This is a genomic window from Trichormus sp. NMC-1 (assembly GCF_001858025.1).
Classification (GTDB): domain Bacteria; phylum Cyanobacteriota; class Cyanobacteriia; order Cyanobacteriales; family Nostocaceae; genus Anabaena.
In genome coordinates, this window is sequence record NZ_LZQD01000001.1 from 238,967 (window position 1) to 258,624 (window position 19,658).

17 protein-coding genes and 1 pseudogene are annotated in these 19,658 nt (G+C 39.6%); 8 read left to right on the forward strand and 10 right to left on the reverse strand.

All coding sequences use genetic code 11. The annotated features are described in order from the left end of the window. Window positions 1–238 precede the first annotated feature (238 nt). Complete coding sequence (locus A9Y75_RS01105) at window positions 239–2,404, reverse strand: hypothetical protein (RefSeq protein ID WP_071187431.1); 2,166 nt, start codon at window positions 2,402–2,404, stop codon at window positions 239–241. 87 nt (window positions 2,405–2,491) lie between these two features. On the opposite strand from A9Y75_RS01105, the gene A9Y75_RS01110 reads away from it, so the two are divergent. Both A9Y75_RS01110 and A9Y75_RS01115 read left to right on the forward strand, forming a co-directional pair. Continuing rightward, entirely contained in the window at window positions 2,492–3,805 is a 1,314-nt protein-coding gene (locus tag A9Y75_RS01110; RefSeq protein WP_071187433.1) for a proton extrusion protein PcxA, read from the forward strand. A 228-nt stretch (window positions 3,806–4,033) separates the two neighbouring features. After that, entirely contained in the window at window positions 4,034–4,378 is a 345-nt protein-coding gene (locus A9Y75_RS01115) for a hypothetical protein (RefSeq protein WP_071187435.1), read from the forward strand. 428 nt (window positions 4,379–4,806) lie between these two features. On the opposite strand, the gene metH is transcribed toward A9Y75_RS01115, so the two are convergent. Continuing rightward, complete coding sequence (gene metH, locus A9Y75_RS01120; protein WP_071187437.1) at window positions 4,807–8,337, reverse strand: methionine synthase; 3,531 nt, start codon at window positions 8,335–8,337, stop codon at window positions 4,807–4,809. Between the two features lie 473 nt (window positions 8,338–8,810). Between metH and A9Y75_RS01125 the strand changes: the two genes are divergently transcribed. The 3 genes from A9Y75_RS01125 (at window position 8,811) to A9Y75_RS01135 (ending at window position 10,733) form a co-directional block, all read left to right on the forward strand. Further along, window positions 8,811–9,686 carry a peptidoglycan recognition family protein gene (locus A9Y75_RS01125; RefSeq protein ID WP_071187439.1) on the forward strand — a complete coding sequence of 292 codons (876 nt, stop codon included), beginning with the start codon at window positions 8,811–8,813 and terminating at the stop codon, window positions 9,684–9,686. A 54-nt stretch (window positions 9,687–9,740) separates the two neighbouring features. Beyond that, window positions 9,741–10,325 carry a Uma2 family endonuclease gene (locus tag A9Y75_RS01130; RefSeq protein WP_071187441.1) on the forward strand — a complete coding sequence of 195 codons (585 nt, stop codon included), beginning with the start codon at window positions 9,741–9,743 and terminating at the stop codon, window positions 10,323–10,325. Window positions 10,326–10,589: 264 nt separating this feature from the next. Then, on the forward strand, window positions 10,590–10,733 hold the full coding sequence (locus tag A9Y75_RS01135) for an element excision factor XisI family protein (protein ID WP_236721294.1): 144 nt from the start codon (window positions 10,590–10,592) through the stop codon (window positions 10,731–10,733). Here the strand turns inward: A9Y75_RS01135 and A9Y75_RS28100 are convergent. Both A9Y75_RS28100 and A9Y75_RS01140 read right to left on the reverse strand, forming a co-directional pair. After that, window positions 10,720–10,875: a hypothetical protein gene (locus A9Y75_RS28100; RefSeq protein WP_177176067.1), complete on the reverse strand. Its 156-nt coding sequence runs from the start codon at window positions 10,873–10,875 to the stop codon at window positions 10,720–10,722. The two genes, A9Y75_RS01135 and A9Y75_RS28100, sit on opposite strands and share 14 nt — an antisense overlap. A gap of 118 nt (window positions 10,876–10,993) precedes the next feature. Further along, on the reverse strand, window positions 10,994–11,173 hold the full coding sequence (locus A9Y75_RS01140) for a hypothetical protein (RefSeq protein WP_071187443.1): 180 nt from the start codon (window positions 11,171–11,173) through the stop codon (window positions 10,994–10,996). Window positions 11,174–11,379: 206 nt separating this feature from the next. On the opposite strand from A9Y75_RS01140, the gene eno reads away from it, so the two are divergent. After that, window positions 11,380–12,669, forward strand: coding sequence for a phosphopyruvate hydratase (gene eno, locus A9Y75_RS01145; RefSeq protein ID WP_071187445.1), 1,290 nt, complete (start codon window positions 11,380–11,382; stop codon window positions 12,667–12,669). Here eno and A9Y75_RS30000 read toward each other — a convergent pair. Both A9Y75_RS30000 and argC read right to left on the reverse strand, forming a co-directional pair. Continuing rightward, complete coding sequence (locus tag A9Y75_RS30000) at window positions 12,662–12,793, reverse strand: hypothetical protein (RefSeq protein WP_269086255.1); 132 nt, start codon at window positions 12,791–12,793, stop codon at window positions 12,662–12,664. The two genes, eno and A9Y75_RS30000, sit on opposite strands and share 8 nt — an antisense overlap. Continuing rightward, window positions 12,777–13,835 carry an N-acetyl-gamma-glutamyl-phosphate reductase gene (argC, locus tag A9Y75_RS01150; protein ID WP_071187447.1) on the reverse strand — a complete coding sequence of 353 codons (1,059 nt, stop codon included), beginning with the start codon at window positions 13,833–13,835 and terminating at the stop codon, window positions 12,777–12,779. Before argC ends, A9Y75_RS30000 begins: the two co-directional genes overlap by 17 nt. 271 nt (window positions 13,836–14,106) lie before the next feature. Here argC and ribBA point away from each other — a divergent pair, with 271 nt between their 5' ends. Then, window positions 14,107–15,780: a bifunctional 3,4-dihydroxy-2-butanone-4-phosphate synthase/GTP cyclohydrolase II gene (ribBA, locus tag A9Y75_RS01155; RefSeq protein WP_071187449.1), complete on the forward strand. Its 1,674-nt coding sequence runs from the start codon at window positions 14,107–14,109 to the stop codon at window positions 15,778–15,780. Window positions 15,781–16,202: 422 nt separating this feature from the next. Further along, a complete protein-coding gene (locus A9Y75_RS01160; RefSeq protein ID WP_071187451.1) occupies window positions 16,203–17,396 on the forward strand; it encodes a site-2 protease family protein in 1,194 nt (397 codons plus the stop codon). A gap of 528 nt (window positions 17,397–17,924) precedes the next feature. Here the strand turns inward: A9Y75_RS01160 and A9Y75_RS27115 are convergent. From A9Y75_RS27115 to A9Y75_RS30005, 4 genes and pseudogenes are all read right to left on the reverse strand, one after another. Further along, window positions 17,925–18,038, reverse strand: a pseudogene (locus A9Y75_RS27115) (DUF3891 family protein); the annotation flags it as partial. Between the two features lie 99 nt (window positions 18,039–18,137). Beyond that, a complete protein-coding gene (locus A9Y75_RS01165; RefSeq protein WP_071187452.1) occupies window positions 18,138–18,830 on the reverse strand; it encodes a manganese catalase family protein in 693 nt (230 codons plus the stop codon). 68 nt (window positions 18,831–18,898) lie between these two features. Next, window positions 18,899–19,171, reverse strand: a complete 273-nt coding sequence (locus A9Y75_RS01170; RefSeq protein ID WP_071187454.1) for a GlsB/YeaQ/YmgE family stress response membrane protein — start codon at window positions 19,169–19,171, stop codon at window positions 18,899–18,901. A gap of 346 nt (window positions 19,172–19,517) precedes the next feature. Beyond that, the gene (locus A9Y75_RS30005) at window positions 19,518–19,649 is read right to left on the reverse strand and encodes a hypothetical protein (RefSeq protein WP_269086256.1); all 132 of its coding nucleotides are present in this window, start codon (window positions 19,647–19,649) and stop codon (window positions 19,518–19,520) included. Window positions 19,650–19,658: the final 9 nt, after the last annotated feature.

A 19,658-nucleotide genomic window follows, 5' to 3' on the forward strand; every position in this document is an offset into this window, starting at 1 on the left:
TGTAAAAGTGTTGATTTTTTAAAGCCTTAGAGAAATGTATTTATACTCAGCACGTAAGTATTCAGGATAGAGAATACTCCAAGCCAGGAGAATAAAGGCTTTTTTAGTCAACTTTGATGATTTTGATAAAATCTCACTTCTCTCTATTCTTAATTTCATAAGCATTCTGAACCGATAGCGCAGCGTGGCGTAAGCCATAGATCTGCGTAGCGTCTCCTGACTCCTGACTCCTGAATTCTTACCTCAGCACTTTGCTACTACAGGAATGAACTAAAGGTAACAGAGGCCCTAACTGTTCCTGTCCATTTACAGCTAAATCACTGTGACACAAATAAATTTTCTCTGAAACACGAGCTAGTAAATCTGCTATAATTCTTTTTAATCTTTGCTCTTCTGCTAATTGTTCATCTGCTGCTGTCCAAGGTTCTCCCAACCTGTCGCGGAGGAATAAGGTAGCACCAAACAAAGTAGCTGCACCACCTTTAGCCCACAGCGGTGAACCAGCATCTAGCCAAAAATGCCATCTGTGAAATTTTCGACTAGCACGGTATTGAAATATAGTCGCTAAGGTGACGGCTTTTCTCGCACTACCAATGGGACGCACGGGGTAGGGATTGGCTGTGATTGTACCACGCCGCAGCAGTTGGATAAATTCGGTGATGGTGGTGGTGAGGGTTTGTTGAGTATGGAGTGAAAGTAAGATTTTACCGGTTTGTCTTAATCTATTGTCTACTTCCCAGTAGTGTTGAGCAGTTTCTAGTAGTTCTCGTAATGCTGCTAGTGTTTCATAGGGAGGATTGTTATTTTTACACACAAAGTCTTGAATGGCTTTGTAGATCAGAAAAATAGGTGTCAAGGGAAGATGCGGTTGATGTTGCGATCGCTGTTGTTCTATCCACTGTAATATCTGATCATAGGCTTTACTCGCCCCATAGCCGATTCTATCCCAGCGTTCAAAACTCTTAATTGGTAGCAAATGCGGTGTGTCGGGGTGGGGAACAAAGCAAGCGTCTGCTATTAACCCAGCGCGTACAGGATCAATAAATTCTTGTTTCTCTCCATGATCGGTGTTACTTTGACTCAAGACAACCAACATCTCTGCAACTGCATCCCGGTCTACCAGTCTGCCCAAACCAGGATAAACTAAAGTCAGTAAGGTGAGTAATGCTCTGACAACTGGTGAACTAATTAAAGGACGTTGGTCATTAAGGCATTCTACCTGGATATTCTGCTTAGTTAATATTTCTATGAGAGTATAACGTGCGATCGCATCTAACCCTGGTGCAATTATGGCAATTTCTTCTGGTTCGACTTTCCCAGATTTAATCCCATCAATAATTACTTCTGCTGTTTGACGCAATAGTTGAGCGCGAGAAGCGGTTTGAATGGGTTGCACAGATGCACTTAAACTGAACATCGCCATCGGTTCTGTGACTAATTCTACCATCGGTTTCACCAATGTAGCTGCCAAACTATCTGTTGGAGAACCAATTAAATTTTCTACCCGACAACGCTGTGCTAGTCTTTGCAAATATTGAGGATCTGCACCCAATAAATAGCGTATCGCACCATCTGGATTATAGCTAAAAGCGCCAACTGCACCGCCATCTAAAAGTAATTCAAACAGGTTGTGAGCGATCGCTGGATAATCATCTACATCATCTGCTATGATTGCCTGATAGCGATGTCTTAGGCGCTGCTGATAATCGCTATTAGTTAACAAATGCTGGTTGTAAAGTTCCGTTATCAGCCCATAAGTCAGCAATCCTCTTTCTAAACACCGATTACGCCAATTTAGCAGCAAAGCTCCTAACAATTCTGGCTCTAAATTACTAGTATTTTCCTGTAAACCACTTTCTAAAATCTGGGTAATATCTTCACAACCTATACCACTGTAAGCCCCCAATTGCCATAAATCCAAAATCCGTCTCACCAAACGATTCTCATTTAATCCCGCACGTCGCAAAGTTTCTGCGTCTAACTGAGAGCGCCAAAGTTTTGTTGCTAATTCCTGCTCAGTTTCTGGACGCAATCTCACTGGAAATTGTGCTTTAATTTGTAATGATTCAATTAATAACGGCCAAAATAAAATTACTTCATCCTGAAAAAAACCCAAAGTTGTTTTAGCGCGAATTGGATATTTTCCTGAAGTTAACGTAATAATTTTATCAGCTAATTCTCGGCGATTATCATCATTAGCAGCTAAAACTAAAACTCCCGGCTCTGCTTGTCGGAGGGTTGAAGTTTTTTTTGTACTTTTAGCTTTTTTCTCGTTTGGAGTTTTCGTATCAAATGATTCTATATCTTGGTTGTCAATTTGTAGCCAATGACAAAACATCTCGGCTATACGAGTAGTTTTACCGCTGCGACTAGTACCAACAATCCAAACAGATTCAGAAACCACCAATAGACTCCTTATAAATTTGTTATTATACTTCCTGCGTTAACTTAAAGTTACGAATCAGCAAACAATACTAGATGATCATCTACGATGAGAAACTCTGTGTTTAGTCAAAAAATATACTCTTCATTGCTAGTTGCTTACAGATGGTATTTACAGACACCAGAACGTTCTTTAGAGGAAGCGTATCAAACAGCATTAAAGATTAAGGACATCGAAGACAAGCATTTTAATGGTAATAAAATAAGCTCTGACTCTGCTATGTACAGTAGTAGTGTCATGGATTATTTGGAAATAGAGTTAAAAAAATTATTAAAAAATGCGCGAATGCGGCTGACAGAGTTTAAAGCCAGTCGTTGGTTTTCCAACGAATCTAAGCAAAAAGCAGCCTTAAAAGTAGGTATTGAATATCCCAGTTCTACTTCAGTTTTAGAAAAGCTAGAATTCATTGATCTAGTCATTGCCAAGTACACAATCGATTATCTAGAAACAAGCACTCCCAATTTATCATCTTCATCTATAATAGTAGCAGATGATGCAGCTATTAATCAATCAATCAAGCCAAAATCCTCAGTTCCAAATAGCGAACAAAAACCCAAACGCAAAGCTGATACAACAGGGGTTTTACCGCGTTCAATTTTAAGTACCATTACTCGTCTCCAGGTTGAATTAGATCCAAATTCAGAAAGAGACGTAGTTAACAATTTCCGTCAGACGCAAAAAAGAACTATTATTTCGATTCGATTTATATTACTACTAATCATCATACCGCTTTTAACCCACCAATTAACAAAAGCTTTAATAGTTGGACCATTAGTAGATAAATTTAGAACTTCACCAACAGTGCAAGTATTCCTCAATTCAGAAATGGAAGAAGAAGCACTAGAGAAAATCCAAAGATTTGAAGAAAGAATCAAGTTTGAAAATTTAATTAGTAATGCACCACCTATATCTTTGGAAGAGATAGAAAATCAGATGAGAGAGAAAGCCCAAGAGGTAGCAGAGGAATTTAGTACTGAAAGTTCCAATGCAATTAAAAATGTATTTGCCGATATTTTTTCTGTAGGTGCTTTTATCTGGCTGTTAATTATTAGTAAGTCTTCTATTTCCGTCCTCAAAGATTTCTTTGATCATATAGTATATGGATTGAGTGACAGCGCGAAGGCATTTATTATAATTTTGTTTACTGATGTATTTGTCGGATTCCACTCTCCGCACGGTTGGGAAGTACTTCTAGAAGGAATATCACGCCATTGGGGATTACCTGCAAATCGTGATTTTATCTTTTTATTCATTGCTACATTTCCAGTAATTTTAGATACTATTTTCAAATACTGGATTTTCCGTTACTTGAATCGAATCTCACCTTCCGCAGTTGCTACATATCACAATATGAATGAATAAAATTAATTAGGAACTGGTGATTGTCAATTCAATAAATATGTATTAATAAAAAATTGCATTTCATGAAAAAAATCCTGAACACTACTATCAGCTTACCTATTTTTTTTAGGCACTTTTCTGATTCCTCTAGAACCGATTAAATATCAACAACAACAAATTAACCAAATTACAAATCAACAAATCATTTCACCAGAATGTCTGGTCAAAAAGTGGGAATTACCAGATGAGTTGAAAAGCAAAAATGCCAAAAAATTACCAGTACTTATCCCCAGAGTTCCAGTTACCTGTTGTGAAAATGATGGTACTTGTTTAGATGAGAGGATTTATGGTGGAGATAATGAAAAAATAGCAGATAAAAAAGCTTTGTTAACAGCCATTGATCAAAGTTTAAAATATTTGCAAACTCGTGGTGCTGAAGTTGCTTATAAAAAGTATAAAATCCCGGAAATTACCAGAGAACGTGTTGAAAAAAGTTTGCGAAGATTCCGGGAATTGCTATTATCAACTAATTCCCCTCAAGAACTGCACAAAGCTATCAAATTCGTCAGGCGTGAGCATTTTTTTTCCCCCTGAAATTTGAGTTGAAGACGCAACTCACAACATATGTCTTGTTTTTATAGCAGTGGTAGAGTGCTGTCACCCGATTCATTGCTCTCGACACTGGTCTGAGTGCTTCCAGTTCATTGTATTTGTTACTAGCGATTTGAAATCTTAAGAAAGTACATTTTTGGCAAGCTTATGGTGATAATTTTGCTTGGCGGCAATGTTATGGTTCCAATTGTTGAAAAATGACTAAAAGTGTCTAACGGACACATCAGCATTTCAGCCACTGTGGCGGCAATATTATGGTTCCAGGCGTGGCAATCTTATCCTTCCACCGACAAATCTCACCCTACATGGCAATCACAAAATAAACACTTATTAATAGTTTTATTCCCCCAACGAGCTATGTTACTCAAAAAGTAGTAAATTAGCCCTAATTAGGGGAATATAGGGATAGATTAAGCCGTGAAATACTTCGCTACAGGGTGATAAGTAATAATCGCCGTTGTAGACTGTTCAGGATATAATTGCTCACTTTCATCCATGTGCATCTTCATCCTATCAACTCCTAACAACTCCAACTGCTTAAACTGATCTTGGATATTCGGACAAGCCGGATAGCCGAAACTATACCGAGAACCCTGATAACGCTGCGCCAACATATCCCGAATATTATCCGGTTCAGAATCACCAAAACCTAACTCCTGGCGGATTCTGGCGTGTGTCCATTCTGCCAACGCTTCCGCAACCTGTACAGCCATACCATGAAAATACAGATAATCAGTGTATTGATTATCAGCAAATAGCTTTTGTGCAAACTCCGTTGCCACTTCCCCCACAGTCACCGCTTGCATAGGGAAAACATCAATTATTCCCAATTCTTTTGGTGCAAAGAAATCGGCAATACATAACCTATTAGAAGACTTCTGACGGGGAAACTCAAAACTTGCCACCTGTTTTGATTGATTCTCCACATCATATATATGTAAAGTATTCCCCTCAGACTGACAAGGGAAATAGCCATAAATTACTTGAGGATGTAATAAATTCTCCTCAATAATTCTCTGTTTCCAATCTTCTAAAACTGGATAAACCTTATCAGCTAAAAACGCCTGATATTCTTCCTTAGATTGTTCCTTCGGCTTGCGAAATTGCCATTGTCCAGCCACCAAAGCTTGCAAATCTAAATACCAGAATAATTCCTCCAAAGAAATATCATCATGTTGTAAAAATTGCGTTCCCCAAAAAGGTGGTTTTGGACGTTCAATATCTATTGCTACAGCCTCCGAACGTCTGGTATCTATTTCTTTTGGTTCAGCAGGTACTTTATCTTGAACAGCATTATCTACTGTTTCTTTGTGTCCATTTGTTGACTCTTCAGATTCTCCTAATTCATCCAAAAATCCCTGCAAATCATCCCAATTACCCGCAACTTTTGCAGGCATTAACTTATCCATGAAATGCAAATCGGAAAACGCATCTTTGCCATAAACAACTTTACCTTTGTAAGCATTTTGGCAATCTTGATTTACAAACTTAGGCGTTAAAGCTGCACCACCTAAAATTACCGGCACAGTAATTCCCTTTTCATTAAAAGCCTGTAAATTCTCCTTCATAAAAGCAGTAGATTTTACTAACAATCCACTCATGGCAATACAATCAGGTTTATGCTGTTCGTAAGCTTGAATGATGTTTTCCACAGATTGCTTAATGCCCAGGTTAATCACCTTATAACCATTGTTAGATAAGATGATATCTACCAGGTTTTTACCAATATCGTGAACATCACCTTTTACAGTAGCAATTACAAAAGTTCCCTTAGCATTATTACCAGATTCCGACTTTTCCATAAACGGTTCAAGATACGCAACCGCAGCTTTCATGGTTTCGGCTGATTGTAATACAAAAGGTAATTGCATTTGTCCAGAACCGAACAATTCACCCACAACTTTCATCCCATCTAATAAGAAAGTATTGATGATTTCTAAAGGTGGATATTGTTCTAAAGCCTTGGTTAATTGTGTTTCTAAACCAATGCGTTCACCGTCAATAATATGCCGTTTCAAACGTTCGGGAATAGGAAGATTTTCATCAATTCCCGTATTTCGTTTGGTTTTGACTCCCGCAAAAATTGTTGTCAATTCTCCCAAAGGATCATAAACGCAGACATTACCATCAAATTTGCGTTCATCATAAATTAACTGCCGACAAACTTCTTGATGCTGGGGATCAATTTTCGCCAGTGGTAAAATTTTACTCGCGCTGACAATTGCTGCATCCATGCCCGCGTTCATCGCTTCATGTAAAAACATCGAGTTTAACACCATCCGCGATGCTGGATTTAGCCCGAAAGATATATTAGAAACACCAAGAATTACATGACATCCCGGCAATTCTTGCCGAATACGGCGAATTGATTCAATGGTAGCTTTACCATTTTCCCGATCTTCTTCAATCCCAGTAGAAATCGGTAGAGCTAAAGTATCGAAAAATATTTCCGTAGGAGCAATACCATACTCTACCGCTTGACGGTAAGCACGTTGGGCAATTTGAAACTTTTTCTCAGCTGTCCGTGCCATGCCATCTTCATCAATTGTCCCAATAATTACACCAGCCCCGTATTTTTTCGCTAATTCTAGCACTTTCAAAAATCGTGGTTCGCCGTCTTCATAGTTGGTAGAATTGAGTAAACACTTACCACCAGCAACTTTTAAGCCCGCTTCCATTTTTTCCCATTCGGTGGAATCGAGCATTAAAGGTAATGTAACATTATTAACAATTCGGGAAACTAACTCGTGCATATCACGCACGCCGTCACGTCCCACATAATCAACGTTAACATCAAGGATGTGTGCGCCTTCTTTTACCTGACTCCGCGCCATTGATACTAAACCATCCCAGTCTTCGGCGTTCAGTAAATCACGGCATTTTTTAGAACCACTGGCGTTAAGACGTTCACCAACAATCAAGAAAGAATTTTCTTGTTCATAAGGCTGAGTAGAATAAATTGAAGCGGCTGCTGGTTCTAAACTCGGCTGTCTAACTTTCGGTTTTAACTCTTTAGCAATTTCTGCTAATTGTTGAATGTGTTCTGGCCTTGTCCCACAGCAACCCCCAATCACTTGGACACCTAAATCTTCGATAAAGTGCATTAAAGACATCCGTAATTCAACGGGTGTCAGTTTGTAATGCGCTTGACCTCCGACGTTTTCTGGTAAACCCGCATTGGGAATACAGGAAACTACGAACGGCGAATGTTCTGATAAATACTTGATGTGTGGTTTCATCAAGTCTGGACCAGTGGCGCAATTTAAACCGAGAATATCAATGGGATAAGGTTCTAAAATCGTCAGAACAGCATTGATTTCTGTACCTACCAGCATTGTTCCCATGCTTTCCATCGTTACAGACACCATTAAGGGTCTTCTTTCCCCTTTTTTGGCAAAAACTTCCTCAATTCCATTTAATGCGGCTTTAATTTGCAGCACATCTTGGCAAGTTTCTACGAGAAATAAATCAACACCACCATCAAACAGTGCTTCTGCTTGTTCAGCAAAAGAATCTTTCATGGTGTCAAAATCAATATGTCCCAAGGTGGGGAGTTTGGTTGTTGGACCAATAGAACCGGCGACAAAGCGGGGTTTTTCTGGTGTAGAAAATTCCACAGCCACACTTTTGGCGAGTTCGGCGGCGGTTTTGGTGAGGTAGTAAGCCTGGTCTGCTAGGTCATATTCTGCTAAAACTATGGACATAGATCCAAAGGTGTCGGTTTCAATGACATCAGCACCCGCAGTCAGAAAGTCACGGTGAACTTTAATTATGGCTTCTGGTTTACTGTGGACTAGATATTCGTTACAACCTTCATACTGTGCGCCTCCAAAGTCCTCAGCGGTGAGGTTTTGGGTTTGTAGGTTTGTTCCCATTGCGCCGTCAAAGACGATAACGGGGCGTTCTGGACTGTGTAGGTATTCTAGGAAAGGATGGGTCATATTGTCTGAAAAAATAGAGTTTGTTTTGTGATACTAGTGCAGCACGACGGAAGGAAGGTTTTTGCATACTCCCTTCCTACTAAAAGAATACGGATTAAATGAACCGCAAAGACGCGAAGGAAGAAGGAAGAAGGAAGAAAGAAGATAGATAATTTTACTTTGGTCGGGGAGTCGGCTTTTTTAACTGGTATAGTTATTTCTTCAGTGCAGCACTAGATTTAGTTTATTTTTTTCCAAAATTTAGATGTGTTTTGACAGGTTTTAAAGAAAATAAGTATTTTAATTCTATAGTGTACTTATAACCAGCCGTTTTTGAGTGGCTGTGTTTTGTATCTACAATATTGTGAATGCTAAAATGATCCTCAAGACAGGTTGAAAAAGTTATTGGAACTACATTTAGTATACCAGTATCCTTTTTTCCTGAGCAGTAAAATCATAATATCAATGTTAACCATAATACTAGTATTACATATATGAGATTTAGGGATTGGGCGACTAGAGTAATGTTAATCTTTTTCATGTTTGCGGCGCTGATTTTGGCAGTGTTGATCGGTGGTGCAAGACAGATGAAAAATCATAACGCTGCTTCAAATCCAGCAGTTACAACTTGGAGTCAATATCCACAGGCACAACTACAATCAACAATAACTCCTGAAGAAAACAAAGTAAATTTACCTAAATCCCCAGTCAAAACCAATAAAACCAATAAAATTAATAAAATTAATCTTAAATATGCAACTACGGCGGCTTTTGCCAAATATAGACCTAATTTTGCTAAAGCTGAAGTGCATTCTAGCAATTATGGCGATCGCTTTGCTAGAGATGTCAACGGTGTAGTTTTCAACAACCAACCGATTATTGTCATTCACGAAACTAGCAATTCTGCTTCTAGCGCGATTAATTTTTTTCAAACACCCCATGATGATGAAAATGTGCAAGCGAGTTATCACGCTTTAATTACCCTAGATGGAACGGTGGTTTATCTTGTTCCACCGGAAAAACGCGCTTTTGGTGCAGGTAATTCTGTTTTTGAGGGTGTTAATGGTTTGGAAACTGTGCAAACTAACCCGGATTTACCCCCATCTGTGAATAATTTTGCTTATCATGTATCTTTAGAAACCCCTGCCGATGCTTGGGGTCAAAATCAGATAGAAGGTCATAGTGGTTATACGAAGACTCAATATAATTCTTTAGCTTGGTTAATTGCTCAAAGTCAAGTTCCAGATGATAGAATTACCACTCATCGGGCTGTTGACCGTTCTGGACAAAGAGCAGATCCCAAGAGTTTTGATTTTGATAAATTTTTTAATTTACTTCATAGCTATCGTCAGCTAAGAACTGTTAACTAAGTTCAATAACAGCTTGTGTTAAAATTAATTTAATTTCAGATGGAGGAAATAATTATGATTTCATCACCTTTGATATTACATTTTCCCTCATCAATGCCAATGACAGATGATCAATTCTTTGAATTCTGTCAAGAAAACCGTGATTTACGCATTGAGAGAAATAAATTTGGAGATATATCAATCATGTCACCAGCAGGTTCAGAAACAGGAAATCGAGAAGTTAACATCCTTGGACAGTTGTGGGTATGGGCAGAAAAGGATGGTACAGGGATAACATTTTCTTCCAGTACAGGTTTTAAACTCTCCACAGGTGCGGAACGTTCTCCTGATGCTGCTTGGATAAAGTTAGAAAGATGGAATAAACTCACACCAAAACAACAAAAAAAGTTTGCACCTATTTGTCCTGATTTTGTCATTGAATTAAGGTCAGCTTCTGATAATTTGCAGCCTTTAAAAGATAAAATGCAGGAATATATGCAGGAACCAGAAATACAATTAGGTTTATTAATTGACCGCAAAAATCGCCGAGTCTATATTTATCGTCCTGAACAAACAGAGGAATGTTTAGAAAATCCTGATAGTGTTAGTTGTGATCCTGTTTTACCTGGGTTTGTTTTGCAGATGGGTAAAATTTGGTAATTATTGAATTGATAATAATAATTCATCTTTGATTTAGTGTAAGTATTCAGGATAGAGAATACTCCAAGTCAAGAGAATAAAGACTTTTCGAGTCAGATTTAATGATTTTGATAAAATCTTACTTCTCTCTATTCTTCATTTCCTAAGCATTCTGACTCCTGACTCCTGACTCCTACCACTGGCGTTAAGACGTTCACCAACAATCAAGAAAGAATTTTCTTTTTAGTAATGCCACAGTACGATTTATTTCATAATCAAGTTAAAATGGATAAGTTAGAAAAATACAGACAAATTATAGTTAATATTGTCAAAAAACACGCTCAATATAAACCTAGTCATGGAAAAATTGAGGCTTTATGTATTTGTGATCAAGAATCTGATAATTATTTGTTAATTAAAATACTATAGGGATAAGTCTTGATTCCTCTTTACTTCCTAACAGTCCATTTACTGCTTTGTTCTCTCCTGAATGTGGTAATGATATAACAGCAATGAAAATAAAATCTACACCAGAATCATCAACTAATTTAGGTTTATTAGTTTTTGGCACTGTTGGCAGCTTGATAATCAAGAATCGTAAAAAATTATCTGTAGTTAGCTAAAAGTGTAATTGACTTTGTTTCTAAGTAATCATAACTAATTGAATATTGACCTATAGCGATCGCACTCTAGTCTCTAGCCACGTTGACTTCATAAGTGCGATCGCTTTCCTTATTCATATTAGTAGTCTGAATCAGGATTTTGAGGATTTGAGGATTTTCAGGATTGTGTACATAAATATTGAAAATAGCCATTGATGTATTCAAAATAAGTAAAGTATCAATAAATAATCCTGTACATCCTTTCATCCTGGATATCCTGATTCAGACAAATTCAGTGTTTTGTTTCTTACCCAGTAAGGGTTTAGCATTGCTAAACCCCTACACCCACTATTGGAAATCTTCTTTAATGTCAGCCGATTTCGCTCCAGAAACGCCTATGCTAACGATTGGGTTAGGACTAAACTGTAAAGTCTTAAACCTTAAACACCATAGAAACGAAGGACAAAACACGAATGACTAAATTTCTAGATACCGCTATTGAAGCAATTGTCGCCCGCGAAATCCTCGACTCACGGGGAAAACCAACCGTTGAAGCTGAAGTACATTTGGCCAATGGTGTTGTGGGAATAGCACAGGTTCCCAGTGGTGCATCTACTGGCACATTTGAGGCTCATGAACTGCGAGATGACGATAAAAGCCGTTATGGAGGTAAAGGGGTACTCAAGGCGGTAAAAAACGTCAATGAGGTGTTAGCACCAAAATTGTTAGGTTTGGATGCTCTCAACCAAGAAGCCTTAGACAGAACCATGATTGCTTTGGATGGTTCACCTAACAAAGCCAATTTGGGTGCAAATGCGATTTTGGCGGTTTCCTTGGCTGCTGCAAAAGCCAGTGGTGAGTCTTTGGATATTCCCCTCTATCGCTATTTAGGCAGTCCTTTGTCGAATTTGCTACCCGTCCCTTTGATGAATGTGATCAATGGTGGGGCCCACGCTTCCAATAACGTTGATTTTCAAGAGTTTATGATTGTACCTATTGGCGCTCCTTCCTTCAAGGAAGCTTTGCGCTGGGGTGCGGAAGTATTTGCAACTCTCAGCAAGGTATTGGATGAAAAAGGTTTGCTGACTGGTGTAGGAGATGAAGGTGGTTTTGCACCTAATCTGGAATCTAACCAAGTAGCTTTAGAATTGCTGGTAGCGGCGATTAAAAAAGCTGGTTATAAGCCTGGGGAAGAAGTGGCTTTGGCTTTGGATGTGGCTGCAAGTGAGTTTTACAAAAATGGGCAGTATGTCTATGATGGCAAACCTCATGCACCAAGCGAGTTTGTTGATTATTTAGGACAATTGGTGAACGAATATCCGATTGTGTCAATTGAAGACGGTTTGCATGAGGAAGATTGGCAAAATTGGCAATTACTAACTCAGAAGATAGGCTCAAAAGTGCAGTTGGTAGGCGATGATTTATTTGTTACAAATGCTACCCGCTTACAAAAAGGCATTGAGCAAAAAGCCGCTAACTCGATTTTGATTAAGTTGAATCAAATTGGTTCACTGACTGAGACTTTGGAAACTATCGATTTGGCAAATCGCAACGGTTTCCGGTCAGTAATTAGCCATCGTTCTGGTGAAACTGAGGATACCACTATTGCTGATTTGGCTGTGGCTACTCGTGCCGGTCAAATTAAAACCGGTTCTCTCTGTCGTAGTGAACGGGTAGCAAAATACAACCGCTTACTCCGTATTGAGCATGAATTAGGCGATCGCGCTGTTTATGCTGGTACAGTCGGTTTGGGACCTAAATAGCTGACAGGTGATAGGTGACAGGTGACAGGTGACAGGTGACAGGAAAAAGAAGGTAGAAAAACAATAAATATTTCCCCTGTTCCCTGTTCCCTGTTCCCTGTTCCCTCTTACGGATAAAATCCAACTTTTGGCAACCCCAAGGTTTCATCCCAGCCCAGCATCAGGTTCATACACTGGATTGCTTGTCCAGCTTGACCTTTAATTAAGTTATCAATGGCTGACATGACAATCACCCGGCCTGTGCGGGGGTCAACTTCTATGCCAATGTAACAATTGTTGCTACCACAAGCCCATTTTGTTTGGGGGTATGTGCCGCTATTACAGATTTTTATCCAAGGGGAATTACGATAAAAGGCTGTAAAAATTGTGATTAAGTCGTCACGGACTAAACCAGGGTCGCGTAGTGTGGCGTATACAGTTGCCAAAATCCCCCGCACCATAGGGATAAGATGGGGTGTAAATTGGATTGTGACTTCGTGTCCTGCTAAATCGCTGCAAATTTGCTCAATTTCTGGTGTGTGGCGATGTCTGCCGACGTTATAAGCACCGAGGGAGTTATCTGCTTCGGCTAATAAGAGGTTAACTTTAGCTTGTCGTCCACCGCCAGATGTTCCAGATTTAGCATCAATGATGGCTGTTTCTGGAACTATTAAACCCTGTTTTAAAAGTGGGGAAAGTGCCAGTAAGCTGGCTGTGGGATAGCAACCGGGACAACCGATAAGTTGAGATTCGGCGATGCGATCGCGGTACAATTCCGGTAAACCATAAATCGCTGTGGCGGCAACTGTGCGATCGCTTCTTTGTGTACCATACCAATTTGTATAAGTTGTCAAGTCACTGAATCTATAATCTGCACTCAGATCCAGTACTTTGCATCCTTTTTCTAGTAGTTGAGGTGTGATTTGGCAGGCTAGTCCGTTGGGTAAAGAAAGAAACACTACTTCACAACGACTGGCAATAATTTCTGGATCTACAGCCTCAATTGGTAAGTTAACTATATTACCTAAATGTGGGTAAATATCAGCAAAGGATTTACCAGCGCTGCTTTCACCACCTAAATACACCAGTTCAACTTCTGGATGATCCATCAGTAGTCTAACTAGTTGGACTCCGCCATAGCCTGACGCGCCAACAATCCCAACTGGTACGCGTCTTAAATTACCCATGTTATGAAATCCTTATCTACTTTTGTTAATTTGTTCTCAGCTATCCACAATATCAGCGACTAGATGGTAAACACACAAAACAGGTGATTGAGAAAATTATTTGCCCAACTCCCCATAGCCTCAGTCTCCATTTCGTTGCTGCATTTTCAGTAGGAGAAATTTTTGTCATTTTATCGAATGATTGCTAGTCTACTTCTGTATCCGATAAAGAAGCTACAATTTAAAATAAGAAATTGTTAAAAAAATTTACGTTGGTAGCTGGAAATTTTCTGTGTTACAGCCTAAGACTAGCCAAGCCTTTGAATTTGATTCGATAGATGCCGCTTTGGCAGACCTCAAAGCAGGTCGCTCCATTGTGGTAGTGGATGATGAAAATAGAGAAAATGAAGGCGATTTAATTTGTGCCGCCCAATTTGCCACCCCGGATATGATCAATTTTATGGCGGTGGAAGCCAGAGGACTGATTTGTCTGGCGATGACTGGCGATCGCTTGGATGAATTAAATTTACCATTGATGGTTAGTACTCTGACAGATACTAACCAAACTGCCTTCACTGTCAGCATTGACGCAGGACCCCATTTAGGTGTCTCTACGGGCATTTCCGCAGAAGACCGCGCCCGTACTATCCAAGTTACTCTCAACCCAGCCACAAAACCTGAAGAGTTACGCCGTCCTGGTCATATTTTCCCACTTCGGGCTAGGGCTGGAGGTGTACTTAAACGGGCTGGACATACGGAAGCAGCGGTAGATTTAGCTCGATTAGCTGGATTGTACCCAGCTGGGGTCATTTGTGAAATTCAAAACCCTGATGGTTCTATGGCGCGGTTAACGCAGTTAGTACAATATGCTCAAAATCATCAGCTAAAAATTATTAGCATTGCCGATTTAATCAGTTATCGTCTCCAAAATGATCGCTTGGTATATCGAGAAATTGTTACTAGGCTACCCAGCCAATTTGGTCAATTTGATATTTATGGCTATCGTCACACCCTAGATAATACAGAACACGTAGCAATTGTCAAGGGCGATCCCGCAAATTTTCAAGATGAGCCTGTGATGGTGCGAATGCACTCAGAATGTTTAACAGGTGATGCTTTGGGTTCTTTGCGCTGCGACTGTCGAATGCAGTTGGAAGCCGCATTGAAAATGATTGAGTCTGTCGGTCAAGGTGTCGTTGTTTACCTACGGCAAGAAGGTCGGGGTATTGGCTTGATTAATAAACTCAAAGCCTACTCTTTGCAGGATATGGGACTAGATACGGTGGAAGCAAATGAGCGTTTGGGATTCCCCGCTGACTTGCGAGACTACGGTATGGGGGCGCAAATGCTAATGGATTTGGGCATTAAAAAGATTCGCCTTGTTACCAATAATCCCCGGAAAATTGCTGGTGTTAAAGGCTATGGATTGGAAGTAGTTGATCGCGTGCCTTTGTTAATTGAGGCTAATGATTACAATTCCTATTACCTGGAAACAAAGGCGAAAAAGCTAGGGCATATGCTGTTACAAAGTTATCTTGTCACTGTGGCAATTCACTGGCAAGATGACCCGCAATTGGTGACACAACGCTATGAACGCTTAGAAAAATTACGGTATTTAGTCAATAACCATGATTTGTTGTTACAGGAAGAAGCACGTCCGGTAGGAATTGCTCTGTTTGATAAGCCATCTTTAACTGTACATTTGGGTTTTGACCAAGCGAATGTTGCTGAATCTGATTGGTATCGACAAAAAGGTCATCCTTATCTGCAAGCAATCTGTAAAATTCTGGATGAATTAGTAAATTTACCTTATATCCAGAAGTTAGAATTTCTAATTTCTTCAGGCAGTGATCCGCTAAGTAATTTGCAAGTGCAGTTAGATCGACAAGTATTTACTGCCGATGTCCTACCTTCGTCATTAAAAGACAACTTAGAAACACAGCAAATTTACAGTTTTAGTAAGTAACGTTTTTTTTACCAATTTTTAATCTATTTCTAGGGACACGGCAATGCTGTGTCTCTCTTACCAGACGGGGTGATGGGGTGATGGGGTGATGGGGTGACGCGGGGAAAATTAAGAATTCCCTGTTAAGAGTTCCCTAAAACTAGAAAACTTTGTACCTCACGAGCATGGGAACTACTATAAATTATCGTTACTTAATATAGTTTGATTGTAAGTATTCAGGATAGAGAATACTCCAAGTCAAGAGAATAAAGACTTTTCGAGTCAGATTTAATGATTTTGATAAAATCTTACTTCTCTCTATTCTTCATTTCCTAAGCATTCTGACTCCTGACTCCTGACTCCTGACTCCTGACTCCTGAATTCTTACGTTTGATTTATTTTCGCCTACCTACTTAAAAATATCTAAAATCAGGAAAAAAATAATGCAAACTCATTGGAAAATTGGCTCTTTGTTTGGTATTCCTCTATTTTTAGACCCGTTGTGGTTTGTAATCTTGGGGTTAGCAACCTTAAATTTTGGAGTGGCTTATCAACAATGGGGTACTGTCACAGGTTGGAGTGCTGGACTAGTAATGGCACTGCTATTATTTAGTTCTGTGTTATTACATGAATTGGGACACAGCTTAGTAGCACAGTCTCAAGGAATTAAAGTTAATTCAATTACGTTGTTTTTTTTCGGTGGGATTGCCGCAATAGAGGAAGAATCGAAAACTCCAGGGAAAGCATTTCAAGTAGCGATCGCAGGGCCTGCGGTAAGTATAGTCCTGTTTTTGTTGCTACGTCTAGCTTCTAACGTGATTCCTGATACCACACCGCTGAATGTAATGGTGAGAGATTTAGCGAGAATTAACTTAGTTGTCGCTTTATTTAACTTAATTCCCGGTTTACCGTTGGATGGTGGACAGGTGTTAAAAGCAGCGCTATGGAAAATAACAGGCGATCGCTTTCAAGCTGTACATTGGGCAGCCAGGTGCGGACAGATTTTAGGTTATAGTGCGATCGCTTTAGGATTTGCCATAGATTTCTTCAGCAGAGAATTACTCACAGGTTTATGGATTGTACTCTTGGGTTGGTTTGCAATTCGTAACGCTAACAGTTATGACCGTGTAACCATATTACAAGAAACCTTGGTCAAACTAGTAGCTGCTGATGCCATGACCCGTGATTTTCGGGTAGTAGACGCTGACCAAACCTTAAGAGAGTTCGCTGATTTGTACCTTCTAGAAACAGCCTCCTCACAAGTTTATTTTGCTGCTGCTGATGGACGTTACCGGGGTTTGGTGACAGTTGATGATTTGCGGACAACGGAAAGAAGTCAATGGGAAACCGAAACTTTGCAAAGCATTGTTCATCCCCTGACAACAATACCCACCGTTACAGAATCTACTTCTTTAGCCCAAGTAATTAACAAGCTAGAAAATGAACAGCTACCCCGAATCACGGTACTTTCTCCCGCAGGTGCTGTAGCTGGAATCATTGACCGAGGAGATGTAGTCAAGTGTGCCGCACAAAAGTTAAATTTGCCAATCACCGAAGCTGAAATCAAGCGGATTAAAGAAGAAGGTAGTTTTCCACCAGGATTACAATTGGGAATAATAGCAAAGTCAGTAGGTTAAATGTGAAAAGGGCATAAGCTGCCTCTACTCACATCTTGCACCTGGCGACTGGAAGTCGCGGCTAGACAGACAAAACCCGCCTACGCGGGTTTGAAACCACTGATTTTCCGTGAGTCCGCGCAGGCGGACTTAGTTTGTGTAGCCACGAATTCTATTCGTTAGGGCTTGGTGCAAGATATGTATCTACCTGATCCTGGGCTATTCCTAATTCTGACTGCAAACGCTTTTGGTTGTTGATTTGCTCATCTAGAAAGATATCCAGTTCTTTCAGCTAACCACGACTGGGTTCATTTATACGGCTAATATGCTTAGAAATTAATAAAGCTACCCACCTACCTCGGTAAAGAGCATTTTCAGCCAAAGTAACTACTTTTGAGATAAGTAGGTTAACAGAAAAATTTAAAGGTATGTGAAGAAAAGTAAAATCGCCCACAGATCTCTTCCTGTTCCCTGTTAAGAGTTCCCTGTTCCCTTGCCCCAACGACAATTTTTAACGCCCACCTACTTATCTGTATTTTTTGTATTTGTCTTAAGCGTAAAATCTATTGGCGCACCTGCGGCTGTGAGATTGTCTTCCTCCCACTCTTTTTCTAAATCATCATGATGGGAAATTGCCGCTAAAGTTTCATACAATCTGGCGGGATTTGTAATTAATAAATTCAGAGGGTGGACACAAGCCCACCCTAACTAATGCACACCTAACAAATGCACAGTTGCAGCTAAATTCCAATCTGCCAATTATTAAGAGCGAGTTTCTAGGGGATTAGCGATGTAATTAAAGGTTGGTTCAGAATTCCAAGGACCGCGCTCATTCTGATCTTTGCCATTTGTCGATAAGTTGTAGTAAAGAGAAACGGTTTCATCAGGTTGAATATTCCCAAAGAAAGGATCAGTCAACTTACCCAAAGAATCCAAAGCCTTCATAAACATCTGGGTATGAGAAACTTCTCTTGTTAACAGATGCACTAAAGTTTTTTTAGTACCTTCATCTGTTGCCAGGTTAATTAATGCTTCATAGGTTTGACGAGCGCCAGCTTCGGCCGCAATATTAGCACGTAAATCACGCACTACATCGCCACCTTCATTCAAATATTTCGCACTCCAAGCATTACCTTGACTATCAAGAAAATGCGGGCCCACTCCTCGGACAGCAAAAAGAGTACTTTTGTAAGCTTCTGTTTGATCGGTATTTTTGGTATGAGCTTCGATGAGTTTACCCACCATCTCTAAATGCCCAAATTCTTCAATTGCAATATCTTGGAGCATATCGCGGATACCAGAATTTTCTACATGAAAAGATTGTACCCAATATTGCAAAGCTGCTGAAAGTTCCCCAGTTGCTCCTCCAAATTGTTCTAGAAGTAATTGTGCAAAACGAGGATTTGCGTCATCAACATTGACTGCATGAATCGGTTCTTTTTTGTGGAAAAACATACAACTATTTCAAAATTTACATCAATTTACATCAAATTACAATCAACCAAGTCAGAATTGAATCTCGACTAAGCTCTACTACTTCTTTGGAATAATCCCCACAAATAAATGGCAATTATGGCTCCAATTATTGCCACTAAAAGCCCAGGAATACTTAAACTTGCAGATGTTAATTGTAGGGTTCCTGTGCGGAGAAGCGTAAATAAAGTTCCACCGATAAAAGCACCAACAATACCTAAAATCATTGTTGAGAGAATCCCGCCACCTTGATAACCAGGATAAACAGCTTTAGCAAGAGCGCCAGCTAATAGTCCTAAAATTATCCAAGCAATAATATTCATTATTTTTTCCTGAATTGTCTATGTTTGTTTAAGCCGAACCAATATTAAATTTATCAATTTTTAATTAGCTTTATTTCTACCAAATGAGATAAATCTCTAAATCAAAAGATGGACTTATTAAAAATAAACTTGTTGTTTGTATTTTCAATTGGGCTACTACAATACAGCAAATTGCAGGTAAATAAAGTACAATATTTCTTGACAAAGCTATGCAGTAAAAAGGTTTTATTGCTGATCGCTGACTGCTGCTGTATGAATATCTAAACGTCGTAATCTCACTTTTGGACGATGCATAAAAATGCATTTTTTGAAGAAGACACGCGGAAAGGGTGAAAATCTCTCCGCGTCACCGCGTCTCCCCCTCACCGCGTCCTCTTCTAGCGCGTCGCCGCGTCTCCCACTCCTCTGCCTCCTCTTCAATCACATTAGGGACTGGTAACAGGTAAAGATAATACTCAAGTGAAAATTCAGGAGTCAAAACCAATAA